The sequence below is a fragment of the Streptomyces fradiae genome (genome assembly GCF_041270065.1).
Lineage (GTDB): Bacteria > Actinomycetota > Actinomycetes > Streptomycetales > Streptomycetaceae > Streptomyces.
On the sequence record NZ_CP065958.1, the window covers coordinates 1874943 to 1891848 of the forward strand.

General features: G+C 72.2%; 12 protein-coding genes. 8 read left to right on the forward strand and 4 right to left on the reverse strand.

Annotation, left to right across the window (positions count from 1 at the left end):
• The first annotated feature begins 106 nt into the window (after window positions 1-106).
• Window positions 107-2665 carry an ATP-dependent helicase HrpB gene (gene hrpB / locus JAO84_RS08420; protein ID WP_370411821.1) on the forward strand — a complete coding sequence of 853 codons (2559 nt, stop codon included), beginning with the start codon at window positions 107-109 and terminating at the stop codon, window positions 2663-2665.
• On the opposite strand, the gene JAO84_RS08425 is transcribed toward hrpB, so the two are convergent.
• From JAO84_RS08425 to JAO84_RS08435, 3 genes are all read right to left on the reverse strand, one after another.
• Entirely contained in the window at window positions 2649-3668 is a 1020-nt protein-coding gene (locus tag JAO84_RS08425; RefSeq protein WP_370411823.1) for a DUF3068 domain-containing protein, read from the reverse strand. The genes hrpB and JAO84_RS08425 overlap by 17 nt on opposite strands.
• 11 nt (window positions 3669-3679) lie before the next feature.
• On the reverse strand, window positions 3680-3820 hold the full coding sequence (locus JAO84_RS08430) for an SPW_0924 family protein (protein ID WP_265866181.1): 141 nt from the start codon (window positions 3818-3820) through the stop codon (window positions 3680-3682).
• Window positions 3821-3984: 164 nt separating this feature from the next.
• Window positions 3985-5736: a lytic transglycosylase gene (locus JAO84_RS08435; RefSeq protein ID WP_370411825.1), complete on the reverse strand. Its 1752-nt coding sequence runs from the start codon at window positions 5734-5736 to the stop codon at window positions 3985-3987.
• A 191-nt stretch (window positions 5737-5927) separates the two neighbouring features.
• Here JAO84_RS08435 and JAO84_RS08440 point away from each other — a divergent pair, with 191 nt between their 5' ends.
• On the forward strand, window positions 5928-6800 hold the full coding sequence (locus tag JAO84_RS08440) for a DUF4184 family protein (RefSeq protein ID WP_370411827.1): 873 nt from the start codon (window positions 5928-5930) through the stop codon (window positions 6798-6800).
• A gap of 58 nt (window positions 6801-6858) precedes the next feature.
• Here the strand turns inward: JAO84_RS08440 and polA are convergent, their stop codons facing one another.
• Window positions 6859-9579 (reverse strand): DNA polymerase I, encoded by a 2721-nt coding sequence (gene polA, locus JAO84_RS08445; RefSeq protein ID WP_370411829.1) that lies wholly within the window; start codon window positions 9577-9579, stop codon window positions 6859-6861.
• Between the two features lie 154 nt (window positions 9580-9733).
• Here polA and JAO84_RS08450 point away from each other — a divergent pair, with 154 nt between their 5' ends.
• From JAO84_RS08450 to JAO84_RS08475, 6 genes are all read left to right on the forward strand, one after another.
• The gene (locus JAO84_RS08450; protein ID WP_370411831.1) at window positions 9734-12016 is read left to right on the forward strand and encodes an FdhF/YdeP family oxidoreductase; all 2283 of its coding nucleotides are present in this window, start codon (window positions 9734-9736) and stop codon (window positions 12014-12016) included.
• A gap of 57 nt (window positions 12017-12073) precedes the next feature.
• Window positions 12074-12583, forward strand: coding sequence for a PaaI family thioesterase (locus JAO84_RS08455; RefSeq protein WP_370411833.1), 510 nt, complete (start codon window positions 12074-12076; stop codon window positions 12581-12583).
• 221 nt (window positions 12584-12804) lie between these two features.
• Window positions 12805-13689 (forward strand): trypsin-like serine protease, encoded by an 885-nt coding sequence (locus JAO84_RS08460; RefSeq protein WP_370411835.1) that lies wholly within the window; start codon window positions 12805-12807, stop codon window positions 13687-13689.
• Window positions 13686-14126: a hypothetical protein gene (locus JAO84_RS08465; RefSeq protein WP_370411837.1), complete on the forward strand. Its 441-nt coding sequence runs from the start codon at window positions 13686-13688 to the stop codon at window positions 14124-14126. Before JAO84_RS08460 ends, JAO84_RS08465 begins: the two co-directional genes overlap by 4 nt.
• A 470-nt stretch (window positions 14127-14596) precedes the next feature.
• Window positions 14597-15832 (forward strand): branched-chain amino acid ABC transporter substrate-binding protein, encoded by a 1236-nt coding sequence (locus tag JAO84_RS08470; RefSeq protein WP_370411839.1) that lies wholly within the window; start codon window positions 14597-14599, stop codon window positions 15830-15832.
• A 140-nt stretch (window positions 15833-15972) separates the two neighbouring features.
• Window positions 15973-16905: a branched-chain amino acid ABC transporter permease gene (locus JAO84_RS08475; protein WP_370411841.1), complete on the forward strand. Its 933-nt coding sequence runs from the start codon at window positions 15973-15975 to the stop codon at window positions 16903-16905.
• The last annotated feature ends 1 nt before the right edge of the window (window position 16906 follow it).

Here is a 16906-nt window from a genome sequence, read left to right on the forward strand (position 1 = left end):
CGCACGGACCACTGCCGGCGAGCCACCCCGCCGATTAGTCATATGAATCGGCGGGCCTGTGGACAGTCGCGCGCACCGGGTCGGCGGGTCGTACGAGACTGGCCGCGTGATCCGAAACGACGCACTCGACCTGCTTCCCGTCCGCCATGCCGTCCCCGAGCTGCTGACCGCGCTCGAGGAGCGCGGCACGGCGGTGCTGCACGCCCCGCCGGGGACCGGCAAGACCACGCTGGTCCCGCTGGCCCTCGCGGGTCTTATAGGGGACGGGGCGGAGCGGCGGGTGCTGGTCGCCGAGCCGCGCCGGATGGCGGTGCGGGCGGCGGCGCGGCGGATGGCCTGGCTGCTCGGCGAGGAGGTCGGCGGGTCCGTCGGATTCTCCGTGCGCGGGGAGCGGCGGGCCGGTCCGGACACCCGGGTCGAGGTCGTGACCACGGGCGTGCTGCTCCAGCGGCTGCAGCGCGATCCCGAGCTGGCCGGCGTGGACGTGGTGCTGCTCGACGAGTGCCACGAGCGGCATCTGGACGCGGACACGGCGCTCGCGTTCCTGGTGGACGTGCGGGCGGCGCTGCGGCCGGAGCTGGGGCTGATCGCCGCGTCGGCGACGAGCGACGCGGCGGCCTGGGCGGAGCTGCTGACCGTCCTCGACGGCGGCGGTCCGGCGCCGGTGGTGCGGGCGGAGGGCAAGGTCCATGGCTCCGCGATCCACTTCGCACCACCGCCGGCCGTGGTGCGGCCGGCGCACGGCACCTGGGTGGACCCGGCGCTGCTGCGGCATGTGGCCGCGACGGTGCGGGAGGCGCTGGAGCGGCACGAGGGCGATCTGCTCTGCTTCCTGCCGGGCACCGGGGAGATCGCCCGGACGGCCGGGCTGCTCGCGGGCGTGGACGCCGAGGTGCTGCAGTTGCACGGGCGGGCGCCGGCGGCGGTGCAGGACGCGGTGCTGCGGGGCGGCGGGCCGGGCGGGCGGCGCCGGGTGGTCCTGACGACCTCGGTGGCGGAGTCGAGCCTGACGGTGCCGGGCGTGCGGATCGTGGTCGATTCCGGGCTTTCCCGGGAGCCTCGGACGGACCATGCGCGGGGCCTGGGTTCACTGGCCACGGTGCCGGTGTCGGCGGCGGTCGCGACGCAGCGCGCCGGGCGGGCCGGGCGCGAGGCCTTCGGCACGGTGTACCGCTGCTGGTCGGCGGCGGAGGACGCGCGGCTCGCGCGGTTCCCCGCCCCCGAGATCAGGGTCGCCGATCTGACCGATTTCGCGCTGCGGGCGGCGTGCTGGGGGGATCCCTCGGCGGCCGGTCTCGCGCTGCTCGACGCGCCGCCGGCCGGGGCGATGGCGGCGGCCCGGCAGGTCCTGACGGCGATCGGCGCGGTGGACGGGGAGGGCAGGGCCACCGACCGCGGGGTGCGGATGTCCCGGCTCGGTCTGCATCCGCGCCTCGGGCGGGCGCTGCTCGACGGGGCGCCCGAGGTCGGGGCGCGGCGGGCGGCGGAAGTGGTGGCGCTGCTGAGCGAGGAGCCGCCCCGGGAGTACGGGGACGATCTGGCGGCGGCCTGGCGCGAGGCCCGCCGGGGCGGCGACGGGTACGGGGCGCGCTGGAAGGCGGAGGTGCGGCGGCTGGAGCGGTCGGCCGGCGAGGCGGCCGGGCCCGGTGCGGACGGGCGGGCCGCAGGACCGGGGGCCGCCGGGGAGGACGCGGTGGCGGGCCTGCTGACGGCGCTGGCGTTTCCGGAGCGGGTGGCGCGGGCTCGGGAGCAGGGCGGCTGTCTGATGGTGTCGGGCACCGGGGCGCGGCTCTCCGAGGGTTCGGGGCTGCGGTCGGCGCCGTGGCTGGCGGTCGCGGTGGCGGACCGGACGGTGCAGAGCGCCGTGGCCCGGGTGCGGCTCGCGGCGGTGGTGGACGAGGCGGTGGCGCGGCGTGCGGCGGGGCATCTGCTGAGCTCGGGCGAGGAGGTCCACTGGGAGGACGGGGACGTGGTGGCCCGGTCGGTGGAGCGGCTGGGGGCGGTGGAGCTGACGGTGCGGCCGCTGCGGGACGCGGCCGATCCGGCGCTGGTGCGGGCGGCGCTGCTCGACGGGCTGCGCCGGGAGGGCACGGGGCTGCTGCGGTGGTCGCGGGACGCGGTGGAGCTGCGGAGCCGGCTGGCCTTCCTGCACCGGGTGGTGGGCGAGCCGTGGCCCGAGGTGTCGGAGGAGGCACTGCTCGGCCGGGCCGCGGAGTGGCTGGAGCCGGAGCTGTCGCGGGCCCGCCGGCGGGCCGATCTGGGGCGGATCGACGCGGGTGAGGGGCTGCGCCGGCTGCTGCCGTGGGCGACGGGCGAGGCGGGGCGGCTGGACGAGCTGGCGCCGGAGCGGATCGAGCTGCCGAGCGGTTCGCGGATACGGGTGGAGTACGGCGGGGAGCGGCCGGTGCTCGCGGTGAAGCTGCAGGAGATGTTCGGTCTCGCCGAGACGCCCCGGGTGGCGGGGGTGCCGGTGCTGGTGCATCTGCTCTCCCCCGCCGGGCGGCCGGCGGCGGTGACCTCGGACCTGGCCTCGTTCTGGCGGGAGGGCTACCGGGCGGTGCGGGCGGAGCTGCGGGGGCGGTATCCGAAGCACCCGTGGCCGGAGGACCCCTCGGTGGCGGAGCCGACCCGGCACACCAGTGCCCGGCTCAGGCGGGAGCGGTGACGGGCCCGGGCCCGGGGTCCGGACCCGGGTCGGGACCGGGGTCGGTGCCGGTCGCGGTCGCGGGGCGGCGGGAGCGGGCTTCCAGCCAGAGGGAGAGGGCGAGCAGGAGGAGGGCGAGGACGGTGAAGCTCCACGGGAGATAGGAGACGAGCAGGAGCACCATCAGGCGGTTGCTCTTGACCAGGTCCACGACGTAGGCGATGTAGTCCTCGCGCATCTTCACGTGGCCGGCGAAGACGGTGACGGTGTCCTGGCCCATGAGGGCGCGGGCGTTTCGGAGTTCCTCCCGGTGGATCTCCTCGCCGTTGACGGGGGCGCCGGTGACGGGGTCGATCCAGAACATGCGCTTGGTGGTGTACCAGCGGGTGAGGCCGGTCTTGGCGAGGACGTCGGGGGTGATGCCCTGGACCGGCATGGTCTTGGGCATGGGGACCTCGGTCCAGGGGACGGTCTGCTCGAAGTAGTAGACCTCCAGGCCGCGGAAGGTGCGGGTGCCCTGGTAGTGGATGGGGGCGGAGGTGCGGGTCTGGGCGTCGAAGTACTGGTAGTCCCGCTTCTCGGTGAGGAAGGGCCACTTGAACTCGATGCCGTCGCGGCGGACCGGGTCGCCGTCGACCGTCTCGCCGGTGGCGTGGACGGGGTCCTGGGTGTGGGCGTCGAAGATGTAGCGCTCGGGGATCTTGGAGACCATCTTGCCGTCGGGGCCGAGAACATAAGAAAGGGAGTCCCAGACCACGACGTCACGGCCGGCGTCGCGCTCGATCTTCTTCGACTCCTCCACATTGCCCTTGAGGGTCTGGACGATCGTGATCTTGTCGACCTGCTCGGACTTGAGGGTGGAGTAGTTCAGGAGGGTCGCGGGCTTCGCCTCCAGGACGGTCTCCTGGTACTGGTTCGGCGGGATCTTGGCGAGCCGGGGGAAGGCGTACCAGCGCATGGTCGGGGCCATGGCGGCGAGGAAGACGGCGAACGAGAGCAGGACGAGGCTCGCTCGGCGGCGCATGGGGCGGCCCCTCACTTCTTGGGGCCGGGATCGGCGGTGAGCAGGGGCAGCGGCGAGGTCGGCCCGTCCGGCGGCAGATCGGTGAAGGAGACGAGCAGGATGAACAGGAGGACGGGCACGAGTCCGATGACGGCTGCGGCAAGAGCGCGCAAGGTCGGCCTCCCGGTGCTCGATCTGATACGTCGTCAGGGCGGGGGCACCGTAGCAACGCGACCGCGAGATGAGAACACGTTGCACTCAGAACGCGTGCGCCCCCGGGTCCGGCGCGGCGGACACGGGGGCGGCACGAGGGGCCGGGCGGGCAACGCCCGGGCGGTCAGGATCCCGGCGTGGGCGACGGGGTGCCGGTCCCGGACTCCGAGGGCGACGGGGTCGGCGTGGGAGTCGGGGTGGGCTCGGGCTCCGGGGCGGTCACCGTGAACGTGACGGTGAGCGTGCCGCCGCCAGGCGCGGTGATCCGCAGGGTGAAGGTCCCGGCCGTGTCGCCCGCGAAGACCTCCGGCAGCGTGAACGTGCCGTCGGCCGCCGTCTGCAGGCCGGTGAGGGTGCGGACCGGGTTGCCGTCGGCGTCCTTGAAGAAGGGTCCGTCGGTGGCGGGCTTCGGGTCCTCGGCCGAGGTGACGAAGGTGGCGGTGAGCGCGACCCCGGCGGCGACGGTGCCGTCGTCGGTGGCCTTGACCGCGACCCGGTCGGCGAAGCTGCCGCCGGTGACGGCCGCGAGCTCCTTGGCGTCGAGGCGGGTGAGGGTGTCGGCGGAGCGCTCGGTGACGGTCGCGGTGAACTCGACCGCGTTCAGGGTCCGGCCGGCCACGGCGGCGCTGACGGTGAAGGCGCCGGTGGCCTCACCGGCCTTGAGGGTGGGGGCGACGGCCTTGCCGTTGCTGCCGGTGACGACGGTGACCTCGCGCACTCCGATGGCGAACCGGGTGTCGGTGTCGCCGACGATCCGGAACCGCACCTGGACGCCGGGGACCGGCTTGCCGGCCGCGTCGACGGCGAGCACCGTGGGCCGGGTGACGAAGCCGCTGCCCGCACGGGCGGTGAGGGCGGTGGCGCCGTCCCGGGAGATCCGGGTCACCCGGCTCGCGGGGTCGGTGACCGGCGGAGTGGTGGGCTTCGACGGCGTCGGCTTGGAGGGAGTGGGCTTCGGCGTGGTCGGCGTCGGGCTCGGCTTCGGCGACGCGGGGGTCGTCGGGAGCGGACGGGTGCCGGCCGGGGTGGTGACCGGGTCGTCGCTGCGGTGGCCGGGGAGCTGGCCGGTGCCGTCGGGCACCTGGTGGGAGTTGCGCTTGTAGTACTCGAACCAGGAGAGCACCGTGCGCAGGTACTCGTTGGAGTGGTTGTAGCTCAGGATCGCCTTGTCCAGGTCGGCCTGGAGGGCGAGGTTGCGGCCGTTGGCGCAGAGGTAGAGGCCGGCGGCCTGGGCCGCGTCGTAGATGTTGCTGGGGTCCTTCTTCCCGTCGCTGTTGGCGTCCTGGCCCCAGGTCTTCCAGGTGGACGGGATGAACTGCATCGGGCCGATCGCCCGGTCGTGCGTGGTGTCGCCGTCGTACAGGCCGCCGTCGGTGTCGGAGATGTTGGCGAAGCCGACGCCGTTGAGGACCGGGCCGAGGATCGGGGACTTGGTGGTGCCGTTGGCGTCGACGTTGCCGCCGCCGGCCTGACCGGACTCGACCTTGCCGATGCCGGCGAGCAGCTGCCAGGGCAGGTTGCAGTCGGGGTCGGTGGAGCGTATCGACTCCTCGGCCCGCTTGTAGGCCGCGTAGACGGTCGCGGGTATGCCGGCCTCGCCTGGGCCGGTGAACAGCGGCGGGCTGGTGGGCGCGCCGGGCTTGTTGGGGGTGTTCAGCGGGGGCAGCTCGGTGTAGTACGGCGAGTTGCCGGAGGCCGAGCCGTCCGGGGGCGTGGTCGCGTCACCGGCACCGATGGGCAGGTCGCCGCTCGTGCCGTCGGTGGGCGGCGGAGTCGTGCCGGGGGCCTGAGAGGCGGCGAGCGCCGCGACCGCGGCGGCCACGACCGCACCGCTGGTGGCTCCCCTGCGCAGCCGGCGGCCCAAGTGCGCTGCCATACGTGTGGTCCTCCCCGTGTCCCCTCCGCGCTCCCCGCGCGGCTCCGATCGCCGACCCTATGCCAACTCCGGTCACCGGGACACCGCGTGCTGACCGTCTTTCACTGTTTCGTCACTACTTGGCCGCCGGAGCTTTCTCCGTCGGACGGTCCTGAATACTGAGGGGGCACTTCGGATCGAGGGGGAGTCCCGTGCCGTTCACACTCAGTCATGCCGCAGCGGTCCTGCCGGGCATCCGCCGCGGCGGAACGGGCCGGGGCCCGCTGGTGGCGTCGGCGCTCGTCGCCGGCTCCTTCTCCCCCGACATGACGTACTTCGCGGCCTCGGCGATTCCCGGCGCGATGCTGTTCGGGAACGTCACGCACTCCTTCCTCGGCGTCGTCACCGTCGACGTGCTCATCACGGCGGCGATGGTGGGGCTGTGGCTGCTGGTGCGCGAGCCGCTGGTGGCGCTGCTGCCGCGGGGGTGGCGGGGCCGGGTGTACGGCTTCGTGCGCGGGCGGCCGTGGCGGGAGCGGCATCCGGCGGCGCTGGCCGGGTGGTTCGTGCTGTCGGCGATGATCGGCGCGACCACGCACGTGGTGTGGGACGCGTTCACCCATCTCGACCGCTGGGGCACCCGGGTGATCCCGGTCCTCGGCGAGGTCGTGGCCGGCTTCCCCGTCTACCTCTACGCGCAGTACGGGGGTTCGGCGCTGGCCCTGGTGCTGCTCTGCTGGTTCACCGTACGGGCCCTGCGCGCGACGCCCCTTGACGCGCCGCTGCCCGCGCGGGTGCCGGTCCTCGACCGGCGCGGGCTGCTGCTCGCGGCGACGGTGATCGGGGGGTGCGTGGTGGCCGGGGCGGTGCAGCGGGTGCTGCGCTTCTACGCGTACTGGGGGCGGATCGGGACGCCGGTCGACATCATCCCGACGCTGTGCTTCGGGGCGGGGTCGGGGTTGTTCGTGGGGGTGCTGGTGTACGGAGTGGGGGTGCGGGTCCGTGCGGGTGCGGGTCCGGGGCTGCCGCCCGTTGCCCCCGTGGCGGAACGTACTCCGGAGCGTTCCGGTCAGGGCCCCCGCTGACCGTCAGCCGAAAGGCCCGACCCTCGCAGGGCCGGGCCTTTCGGGTCGGGACGTCGCGTCAGTGCGCCGCCTCGTCCCAGTTCTGGCCGACGCCCACCGAGACGTCCAGCGGGGCGCGGAGGGAGACCGCGTTGGACATTTGGGCGCGGACGAGGGATTCGACCTGGGCGCGTTCGCCGGGGGCGAGTTCGAGGACGATTTCGTCGTGGACCTGGAGGAGCATGCGGGAGGCGAGGCCGGACTCGGTGAGGGCGCGGTCGACGTCGAGCATGGCGACCTTGACGATGTCGGCGGCGGTGCCCTGGATCGGGGCGTTGAGGGCCATGCGTTCGGCGGCCTCGCGGCGCTGGCGGTTGTCGCTGTTGAGGTCCGGGAGGTAGCGGCGGCGGCCGAGCATGGTCTCGGTGTAGCCGGTGGCGCGGGCCTCGTCGACGACGCGGCGCAGATAGTCGCGGACGCCGCCGAAGCGCTCGAAGTAGGTGTCCATCAGGCCGCGCGCCTCGGCCGGCTCGATGCCCAGCTGCTGGGAGAGGCCGAAGGCGGAGAGCCCGTACGCCAGGCCGTACGACATGGCCTTGATCTTGCGGCGCATCTCGGCGTCGACGGCCGACCGCTCGACGCCGAAGACCTGGGAGGCGACGGTGGTGTGCAGGTCCTCGCCGGAGGTGAAGGCCTCGATCAGGCCCTCGTCCTCGGAGAGGTGGGCCATGACGCGCAGTTCGATCTGGCTGTAGTCGGCGGTCATCAGGGCCTCGAAGCCCTCGCCGACGACGAAGCCGTGGCGGATGGCTCGGCCCTCGTCGGTCCGTACCGGCACGTTCTGCAGGTTGGGGTCGGTGGAGGAGAGACGGCCGGTCGCGGCGACGGTCTGGCTGAAGGTGGTGTGGATGCGTCCGTCGGCGGCGACGGTCTTGATGAGGCCCTCGACGGTGGAGCGCAGCCGGGCCTGCTCGCGGTGGCGGAGCATGATGACCGGCAGCTCGTGCTCGGTCTGGCCGGCGAGCCAGGCGAGCGCGTCGGCGTCCGTGGTGTAGCCGGTCTTGGTCTTCTTGGTCTTCGGCAGGTTGAGCTCGCCGAAGAAGACCTCCTGGAGCTGCTTGGGCGAGCCGAGGTTGAACTCGTGGCCGACCGAGGCGTGCGCCTCCTTCACGGCCTGCTGCACGGCGCCGGCGAACTGCTGCTCCAAGGCCTCAAGGTGGTCCCGGTCGGCGGCGATGCCGTGCCGCTCCAGGCGGGCGAGGAGCACGGAGGTGGGGAGCTCGACCTGGTGGAGGAGGTCCTTGGCGCCGACCTCGGCGAGCTTCTCCTCGAAGGCGGTGCCGAGGTCGAGGACGGCGCGGGCCTGGCTCATCAGGGCCTCGGCCTCGGCGGTGTCGTCGGCGCCGAAGGCGAGCTGGCCGTCGGCGGCCGCGGCGGGGGCGAGCTCGCGCCCGAGGTACTCGACGGAGAGGGCGTCCAGGGCGAAGGAGCGGCGGCCGGGCTTCACCAGGTACGCGGCGAGCGCGGTGTCCATGGTGACGCCGGCGACGCTCCAGCCGTGCTCGGGGAAGACCCGCATGGCGCCCTTGGCGTTGTGCATGATCTTCGGGCGGTCGGCGTCGGCGATCCAGGCCGACCAGGCCTTCTCGTCGGCCTCGTCGAGCTCGGTCGGGTCGAACCAGGCGGCGGCGCCTCCTTCCGCGGCGAGGGCCACCTCGGTGACGCTGCCGGTGCCGAGGGCCCAGCTGTCGACGGTGGCGATGCCGAGCGGCTGTCCGCCGTGCTCGGCGAGCCAGCCGGCGAGCTCGCCGGAGCCGAGGACGGTGAAGTCGAGCTCGACGCCGGGGGCGGGCGCGGGGGCGGTCTCCTCGGCGGCGCCGGGGTCGACGGCGAGGAGCCGCTCGCGCAGCGAGGGGTTGCGGATCTCCAGGGTGTCGAGGACGAGGGCGACGGCCGTCCGGTCGTACGGCTCGCGGGCGAGGTCCGTCACGGTCTTCGGCAGCTCGACGTCGCGGACCATCTCGGTGAGGCGCCGGTTGAGCTTCACCGACTCCAGATGGTCACGGAAGTTCTGGCCCGCCTTGCCCTTGACCTCCTCGGCGCGGTCCACGAGTTCGGCGAAGGAGCCGAACTGGTTGATCCACTTGGCGGCGGTCTTCTCGCCGACGCCGGGGATGCCGGGCAGGTTGTCGGACGGGTCGCCGCGCAGGGCCGCGAAGTCGGGGTACTGCGAGGGCGTGAGCCCGTACTTCTCCTGGACCTTGTCCGGGGTGAAGCGGGTCAGCTCGGAGACGCCCTTGGTGGGGTAGAGCACGGTGGTGTGGTCGGTGACGAGCTGGAAGGAGTCCCGGTCGCCGGTGACGATGAGGACCTCGAAGCCCTCGGCCTCGGCCTGGGTGGCGAGGGTGGCGATGACGTCGTCCGCCTCGAAGCCCTCGACGGCGAAGCGCGGCGCGTGCATGGCGTCGAGCAGCTCGCCGATCAGCTCGACCTGTCCCTTGAACTCGTCGGGGGTCTTGGAGCGGTTCGCCTTGTACTCGGGGAACTCGTCGGACCGCCAGGTCTTGCGGGACACGTCGAACGCGACGGCGAAGTGCGTGGGCGCCTCGTCGCGGAGCGTGTTCGCCAGCATGGACGCGAATCCGTAGATCGCGTTCGTCGGCTGCCCGGTCGCGGTGGTGAAGTTCTCCGCGGGCAGTGCGAAGAACGCCCGGTACGCCAGGGAGTGCCCGTCCATGAGGAGCAGGCGCGGGCGGTTCTCTTCGGTCATATCGGTCTTCTTCGCTGCTGTCTCGGCCACGGGACGATCCTGCCACGCGCGACTGACATTCCCGTCCACTCCGGCTCCCCCGCGACTCGGCCCCCTCGTGACCGGACCACGCGTGGTCCGATGTCAGGGGTGCGTGACAGGATCGGGTCGTACGACAGCTTTGTTTCGCTCAAGGGAGAGCGCGATGGTCAGCAAGCCGCCCGCCGGTGACCCGGTCCAGGACGCGCCGCAGGTCGCGGCGCCGCAGCACGCGGCCGCGGGGCTGCCCGCCGTCGCGCACACGCTGCGGATCGCCCAGGCGCAGATGGGTGTGCGGCGCACCGCGCGCACGCTGCTCAAGGTCAACCAGAAGGACGGCTTCGACTGTCCGGGCTGCGCCTGGCCGGAGGGCGACAAGCGCCATGTGGCGGAGTTCTGCGAGAACGGGGCGAAGGCGGTCGCCGAGGAGGCGACGCTGCGCCGGGTGACGCCCGCGTTCTTCGCGGCGCACCCGGTGGCGGACCTGGCGGAGCGCAGTGGTTACTGGCTGGGTCAGCAGGGCCGGATCACGCACCCCATGTATCTGCCGGAGGGTGCCGACCGGTACGAGGCGGTGAGCTGGGAGCGGGCGTTCGCGATCATCGCGGAGGAGCTGACGGCGCTGTCCTCGCCGGACGAGGCGCTCTTCTACACCTCGGGCCGGACCAGCAACGAGGCGGCGTTCCTGCTGCAGCTCTTCGCCCGCGAGTTCGGTACGAACAATCTGCCGGACTGCTCCAACATGTGCCACGAGTCCTCGGGCTCGGCGCTGAGCGAGACGATCGGCATCGGCAAGGGCAGCGTCTCCCTGGAGGACCTGCACCGGGCCGACCTGATCGTCGTCGCCGGGCAGAACCCGGGGACGAACCATCCGCGGATGCTGTCGGCCCTGGAGAAGGCCAAGGCGGCCGGCGCGAAGATCATCTCGGTGAATCCGCTGCCGGAGGCCGGTCTGGAGCGGTTCAAGAACCCGCAGACCGCGCAGGGCATGCTCCGCGGCGCCGCGCTCACCGATCTCTTCCTGCAGATCCGGATCGGCGGCGACCAGGCGCTGTTCCGGCTGCTCAACAAGCTCGTCCTGGAGACTCCGGGGGCGGTGGACGAGGAGTTCGTCGCCGCGCACACGCATGGGTACGAGGAGTTCGCGGCGGCCGCGAAGGAGGCCGACTGGGACGAGACGCTCGCGGCGACCGGGCTCTCCCGGGCGGAGATCGAGCGGGCCCTGGAGATGGTGCTCGCCTCGGAGCGGACGATCGTCTGCTGGGCGATGGGCCTGACCCAGCACAAGCACTCGGTGCCGACGATCCGCGAGGTCGTGAACCTCCTGCTGCTGCGGGGCGCCATCGGGCGGCCGGGCGCGGGGGTGTGCCCGGTGCGCGGTCACTCCAATGTGCAGGGCGACCGCACCATGGGCATCTTCGAGCGGCCGGCCGCGGCCTTCCTGGACGCCCTGGACAAGGAGTTCGGGATCGTCTCGCCGCGCCATCACGGCTATGACGTGGTGCGGGCCATCGAGGCGCTGCGCGACGGCGACGCGAAGGTGTTCTTCGCGATGGGCGGCAACTTCGTCGGGGCGACCCCGGACACCGAGGTCACCGAGGCGGCGATGCGCAAGGCCCGCCTCACGGTGCACGTGTCGACGAAGCTGAACCGTTCGCACGCGGTGACCGGCACCCGCGCGCTGATCCTGCCGACGCTCGGCCGCACGGACAAGGACGTGCAGAAGGGCGGCCGGCAGTTCGTGACGGTCGAGGACTCGATGGGTCTGGTGCACGCCTCGCGCGGCAATCTGCCGCAGGCGAGCCCGCACCTGCTGTCCGAGCCGGCGATCGTGGCGCGGATGGCGCGGGCGGTGCTCGGCAAGGGCTCGGCGACGCCGTGGGAGGAGTTCGAGGCGGACTACGCGACGATCCGCGACCGGATCGCCCGGGTGATCCCGGGCTTCGAGGACTTCAACGCGCGGCTCGCGGCGAACCCGGGCGGCTTCGCGCTGCCGCACGCGCCGCGCGACGAGCGCCGTTTCCCGACGGCGACCGGCAAGGCGAACTTCACGGCGGCGCCGGTGGAGTACCCGGCGGTGCCGGAGGGCCGGCTGCTGCTGCAGACGCTGCGCTCGCACGACCAGTACAACACCACGATCTACGGTCTGGACGACCGCTACCGGGGCATCACGGGCGGCCGCCGGGTGGTCCTCGTGCACCCGGAGGACGCGGCGGCGCTCGGCTTCGCGGACGGGGCGTACGCGGATCTGGTGAGCGAGTGGACGGACGGCAGCGAGCGGCGGGCGCCCGGCTTCCGGGTGGTGCACTATCCGACGGCCCGGGGCTGCGCCGCGGCGTACTACCCGGAGACGAACGTGCTGGTGCCGCTGGAGTCGACGGCCGACGTCAGCAACACCCCCGCGAGCAAGTCCGTGATCGTGCGTCTGGAAGAATCCGCAACCGCCTAAGCGTTTGCTCAGGCAGTAGCGAAAGACCGGCCGCACGACGACGAACGGAGCCCGTCCATGGGTGAGCAGCAGCACGTGAAGTTCCCGCAGGAGGTCATCGACGAGTACGCCTCGCTGGGCGTGGACCTGCCGGCGCTGTTCTCGGCCGGGCACCTGGGCAACCGGATGGGCGTGCAGATCCTGGAGGCCTCGGCGGACCGGGTGGTCGGCCGCATGCCCGTGGAGGGCAACACCCAGCCGTACGGGCTGCTGCACGGCGGCGCCTCCGCGGTGCTCGCCGAGACCCTGGGCTCGGTCGGTTCGATGCTGCACGGCGGGGTGTCCCGGATCGCCGTGGGCGTGGACCTGAACTGCACGCATCACCGCGGGGTGCGCAGCGGTCTGGTGACGGGTGTGGCGACGCCGGTGCACCGGGGCCGCTCGACCGCGACGTACGAGATCGTGATCACGGACGAGCAGGACAGGCGGGTCTGCACGGCGCGCCTGACCTGCATGCTCAAGGAGGTCGGCGGCCAGGACGCGCAGCACCTCCCGGCGGCCGGCCGGCTGGACGGCACCGGCGCCTGAGCCGGGGCCTGAGCCCTGCGCCCGAGCGGCGCCCCCGCCCCTCTCCCCCTTCGCGGCCCGGTACGGAACCTCCCGTACCGGGCCGCGGTGCGTTCCGGCCCCCGCCGCGCCGGCGACCGCGCGCCCAACTCCCGTATTCCCGCGCCCTCTTGCCCTCGCCCGCGACAGCCGCTTCACTGACGGGTCCGCTCACACCCGCGTTCCTCGACCAAGGGGTTGTCTTGACCGCCGTACGCACCACGACCGTGGCGACCGCCGTGTCCGCCGCGGCCTGCGCCGCCGTTCTCGCCACCGCGATCCCGTCCGCGGCGATCAACTCGTACAACGCGACGCCCGCGCCCGAGCGCACCGAGGTCGGCGCCCTCGTCGCGACCTGGGACGACGACGCCGACCCGGGCACGCCCGACCGGGTCGACTGGGTCTGCTCCGGGACCATGATCGACGCCGACACCTTCCTCACCGCGGCGCACTGCACGACCGACTGGCCGGAGAACGTGCGTTTCCACGTCTCGCTCGACCAGGACGTGCAGGCCGCCCTGGACGCGGCCGCCGCCGCGCATCCGGGCGACCCGGCCGCCGTGGCGCGCGCCGTGGCCGTCGAGGGCGTCGCGCACAGTCACCCGGCGTACCCGGGCCCGGCGGCCGATACCCATGACATCTCGGTGATCGAACTGCCCGCGGCGAAGATCGCGGAGCGCTGGAGCTTCAAGCCCGCGGCGCTGCCGAAGGCGGGCGCGCTGGACGCGCTCGGCCCGCAGGGACTGAACGCCACCCCCTTCGTCGTCGCCGGATACGGCACCCAGGAGGCCGAGCGCGGACCGGGCGGCCACACCCATCCGGGCGGCGGCGTCCGCATGAAGGCGCCGGTCTCGTTCAACGCCCTGAACGACGCGTGGATCCGGCTCAGCATGACCGCGCCACAGGGCAACGGCGGTGCCTGTTACGGCGATTCGGGCGGACCGAACTTCGCCGAGCTCGGCGGCCGGCGGACGCTCGTGGCGACCACGATCACCGGCGACACCCCCTGCTACGCCACGAACGTGGTGTACCGGCTCGACACCCCGGGCGCCCGCGACTTCCTGCGGACCTTCGTCCAACTGCCGTGACCCGTCGCCGCCCACACCCGGCCGGGACCGCGCTCGCCGCGGTCCTGGCCGGCTGCGCGCTCGCCCTGTCGACGGGCTGCGGGCGGGCGCCCGAGCGGACCGCGGACCCGGAGCCGACGGCGAGTTCGCCGGCGGACGTATGCACAAGTCTGGTGTCGTACTGGGTGAAAGAGGCCCTGAAGGGGAGCAAGTGGGCGGGGCTCGACTGGGAGCAGAAGGGGATGTCCAACGAGCAGTACGAGATCCACGACGAGGTCCTCGCCGACGCGCGCGCCGAGGAGCGGCGGACCGGGCGCGCGGCGGCGTTCGCGCTGACCGACCGCGAGACCCGGCGGAGGTGCGAGGCGGCGAAGGGCGCGACGGGCAGTTCGGAGAACTGGCGACCGCCCAGCGAACAGCGCGTACCCACCAGCGGTTCCCGGCCATCCCCGTCGTGACTCTGCGTAATCTTCCCACGAGATGGCACCGGCGACGGAGCGGAGCGCTCCGGTCAGCCGCTTCGTCCGCTGAGCTCAGAGCGGGTGTCCGATATCCGGAGAGTCGCCGGATGATCTTGTCAGGACCATGAACCACTCAAGCGCCTTAGCGGAACTGGGCGTTCTCTGGGCGTTCTCAGCATGTGAACACCACATTGCCGACCGTTATGTCCGAGTTTGCCCATGGCCTGCACACCGGTTCCCCCTGTCGGCATAACAAGACAGTCACATCATGTCGTCGGCGCTCCCGGTCCTTCCCCGGCTGCGCTTAGAGTCACGGCCAGTCACCGCGCCGCCGGGCGCTTGCTCTGCACGGCCCGCTTCACCCCCGTACGGCCCGGCATCGAAAACGGCACCTCTCAGCTCCCAGCTTCACGGCTTCACGGCACCGCCTCAGCTCGAGGGGGCCGCGCCAGGGAAAGGAAACCTTCGTGCGACACCGTTCTTTGCTCATCCTGACCAGCGTTCTCACCACGGGTGCGCTCACCCTCACCGCCTGCGGTTCGCGCGACGAGAACAAGGGCGGCGGCGACAGCGCCGGCGGCGGCACCACCGTGGTCATCGGCGTCGACGCGCCGCTCACCGGTTCGCTCTCCGCGCTGGGCCAGGGCATCAAGAACTCCGTGGACCTGGCGGTGCAGACCGCCAACAAGCAGAAGCTCGTCCCCGGCGTCACCTTCAAGATCGAGGCCCTCGACGACCAGGCGGTCCCGGCCTCCGGCCAGGCCAACGCCACCAAGCTGGTCGGCAACAAGGACGTCGTCGGCGTCGTCGGCCCGCTGAACTCGGGCGTCTCCCAGCAGATGCAGGGTGTCTTCGCCGCCGCCAACCTGGCGCAGGTCTCCCCGGCCAACACCAACCCGTCCCTCTCCCAGGGCGACAACTGGGGCAAGGGCGAGTTCAAGCGTCCCTTCAAGACCTACTTCCGTACCGCCGCCACCGACGTGGTCCAGGGCAAGTTCGCCGCCCAGTACCTCTTCAAGGACGCGGGCAAGAAGAAGGTCTACGTCGTCGACGACAAGCAGACCTACGGCGCCGGCCTCGCGGCGATCTTCACCGACGAGTTCAAGCGCCTCGGCGGCCAGGTCGTCGGCACCGACCACGTCACCGTGAAGGAGACCGACTTCTCCTCCACCGCCGACAAGGTCAAGTCCTCCGGCGCCGACTCCGTCTACTTCGGCGGCCAGTACCCCGAGGGCGGCCTGCTCTCCGACCAGATCAAGAAGACCGGCGCCAAGGTCCCGGTCATGGGCGGCGACGGCATCTACGACCCGGCCTTCATCAGCGCCTCCGGCGAGGCCAACGAGGGCGACCTGGCCACCTCGATCGGCTACCCGGTCGAGAAGCTCGACACCGCCAAGAAGTTCATCGAGGACTACAAGGCGGCCGGCTACAAGGACCCGTACGCGGCCTACGGCGGCTACTCCTACGACGCCGGCTGGGCGATCATCCAGGCGGTCAAGGCCGTCGTCGACGCCAACGGCGGCAAGGTCCCGACCGACGCCCGCGCCAAGGTCACCGAGGCCCTGGGCAAGGTCTCCTTCGACGGTGTGACCGGCAAGGTCTCCTTCGACGAGTACGGCGACACCACCAACAAGCAGCTCACGGTCTACAAGGTCGAGGGCGGCAAGTGGATCGACGTCAAGAGCGACACCTTCAACCAGTAAGCACCACCGTCCCGGCCTCGCTCCGGGACACCGTCCCGGCCTCGCTCCGGGAGCCCCGCACGACCTGAACCACGCCGCGCGAGGGCGCAAACAGCGCCCTCGCGCGGAGTCTTATCCGACAAGCTCATCGGAGGCCTGCGGTGAACGAACTGCCGCAACAGCTGGCCAACGGTCTGGCCCTCGGTGCCCTCTACGGCCTCATCGCCATCGGGTACACCATGGTCTACGGCATCGTCCAGCTCATCAACTTCGCCCACGGCGAGATCTTCATGATCGGGGGCTTCGGCGCCCTCACCACCTACACCGCTCTGCCGAGCGGAACGACCCTGCTGGTGGCGATCCCGCTCATGATCCTCGGTGGCGCGATCGCCTCCGTGGCCGTCGCCACCGCCGCCGAGCGGTTCGCCTACCGACCGCTGCGCAACGCGCCCCGGCTCGCCCCGCTCATCACCGCGATCGGTCTGTCGATCGCACTCCAGCAGCTCGTCTGGCAGTTCTACCCGGACGCCAAGAAGGCCGTCAGCTTCCCCGAGTTCAAGGGTGACGCCTTCCAGATCACCGAGAGCCTCCAGATCCAGCGCGCCGACGCCTTCGTGCTCGTCCTCGCCCCGCTGTGCATGCTCGCCCTCGGCTTCTTCGTCTCGAAGAGCCGCAGCGGCCGCGCCATGCAGGCCACCGCGCAGGACCCGGACACCGCGAAGCTGATGGGCATCAACACCGACCGCATCATCGTCATGGCCTTCGCCATCGGTGCCGCGTTCGCCGCCGTCGCCGCGGTCGCCTACGGCCTCGACAAGGGCCAGATCAACTTCGAGATGGGCTTCATCCTCGGTCTGAAGGCCTTCACCGCGGCCGTCCTCGGCGGCATCGGCAACATCTACGGCGCCATGGTCGGCGGCGTGGTCCTCGGCATCGCCGAGTCCCTCTCGATCGCCTACATCGAGGACATCCCCGGCATGCAGCAGCTCGGCGGCGGTGCCTGGTCCAACGTGTGGGCCTTCGTCCTCCTCATCCTCGTGCTCCTCGTCAGGCCACAGGGTCTGCTGGGCGAGCGCGTCGCGGACAGGGCGTGAG

Coding starts and splice junctions, on each gene's coding strand:
- JAO84_RS08450 (WP_370411831.1), top strand. CDS start 9,734: ATGGTCAGCAAGCCGCCCGCCGGTGACCCGGTCCAGGACGCGCCGCAG.
- JAO84_RS08455 (WP_370411833.1), top strand. CDS start 12,074: ATGGGTGAGCAGCAGCACGTGAAGTTCCCGCAGGAGGTCATCGACGAG.
- JAO84_RS08435 (WP_370411825.1), bottom strand. CDS start 5,736: ATGGCAGCGCACTTGGGCCGCCGGCTGCGCAGGGGAGCCACCAGCGGT.
- JAO84_RS08425 (WP_370411823.1), bottom strand. CDS start 3,668: ATGCGCCGCCGAGCGAGCCTCGTCCTGCTCTCGTTCGCCGTCTTCCTC.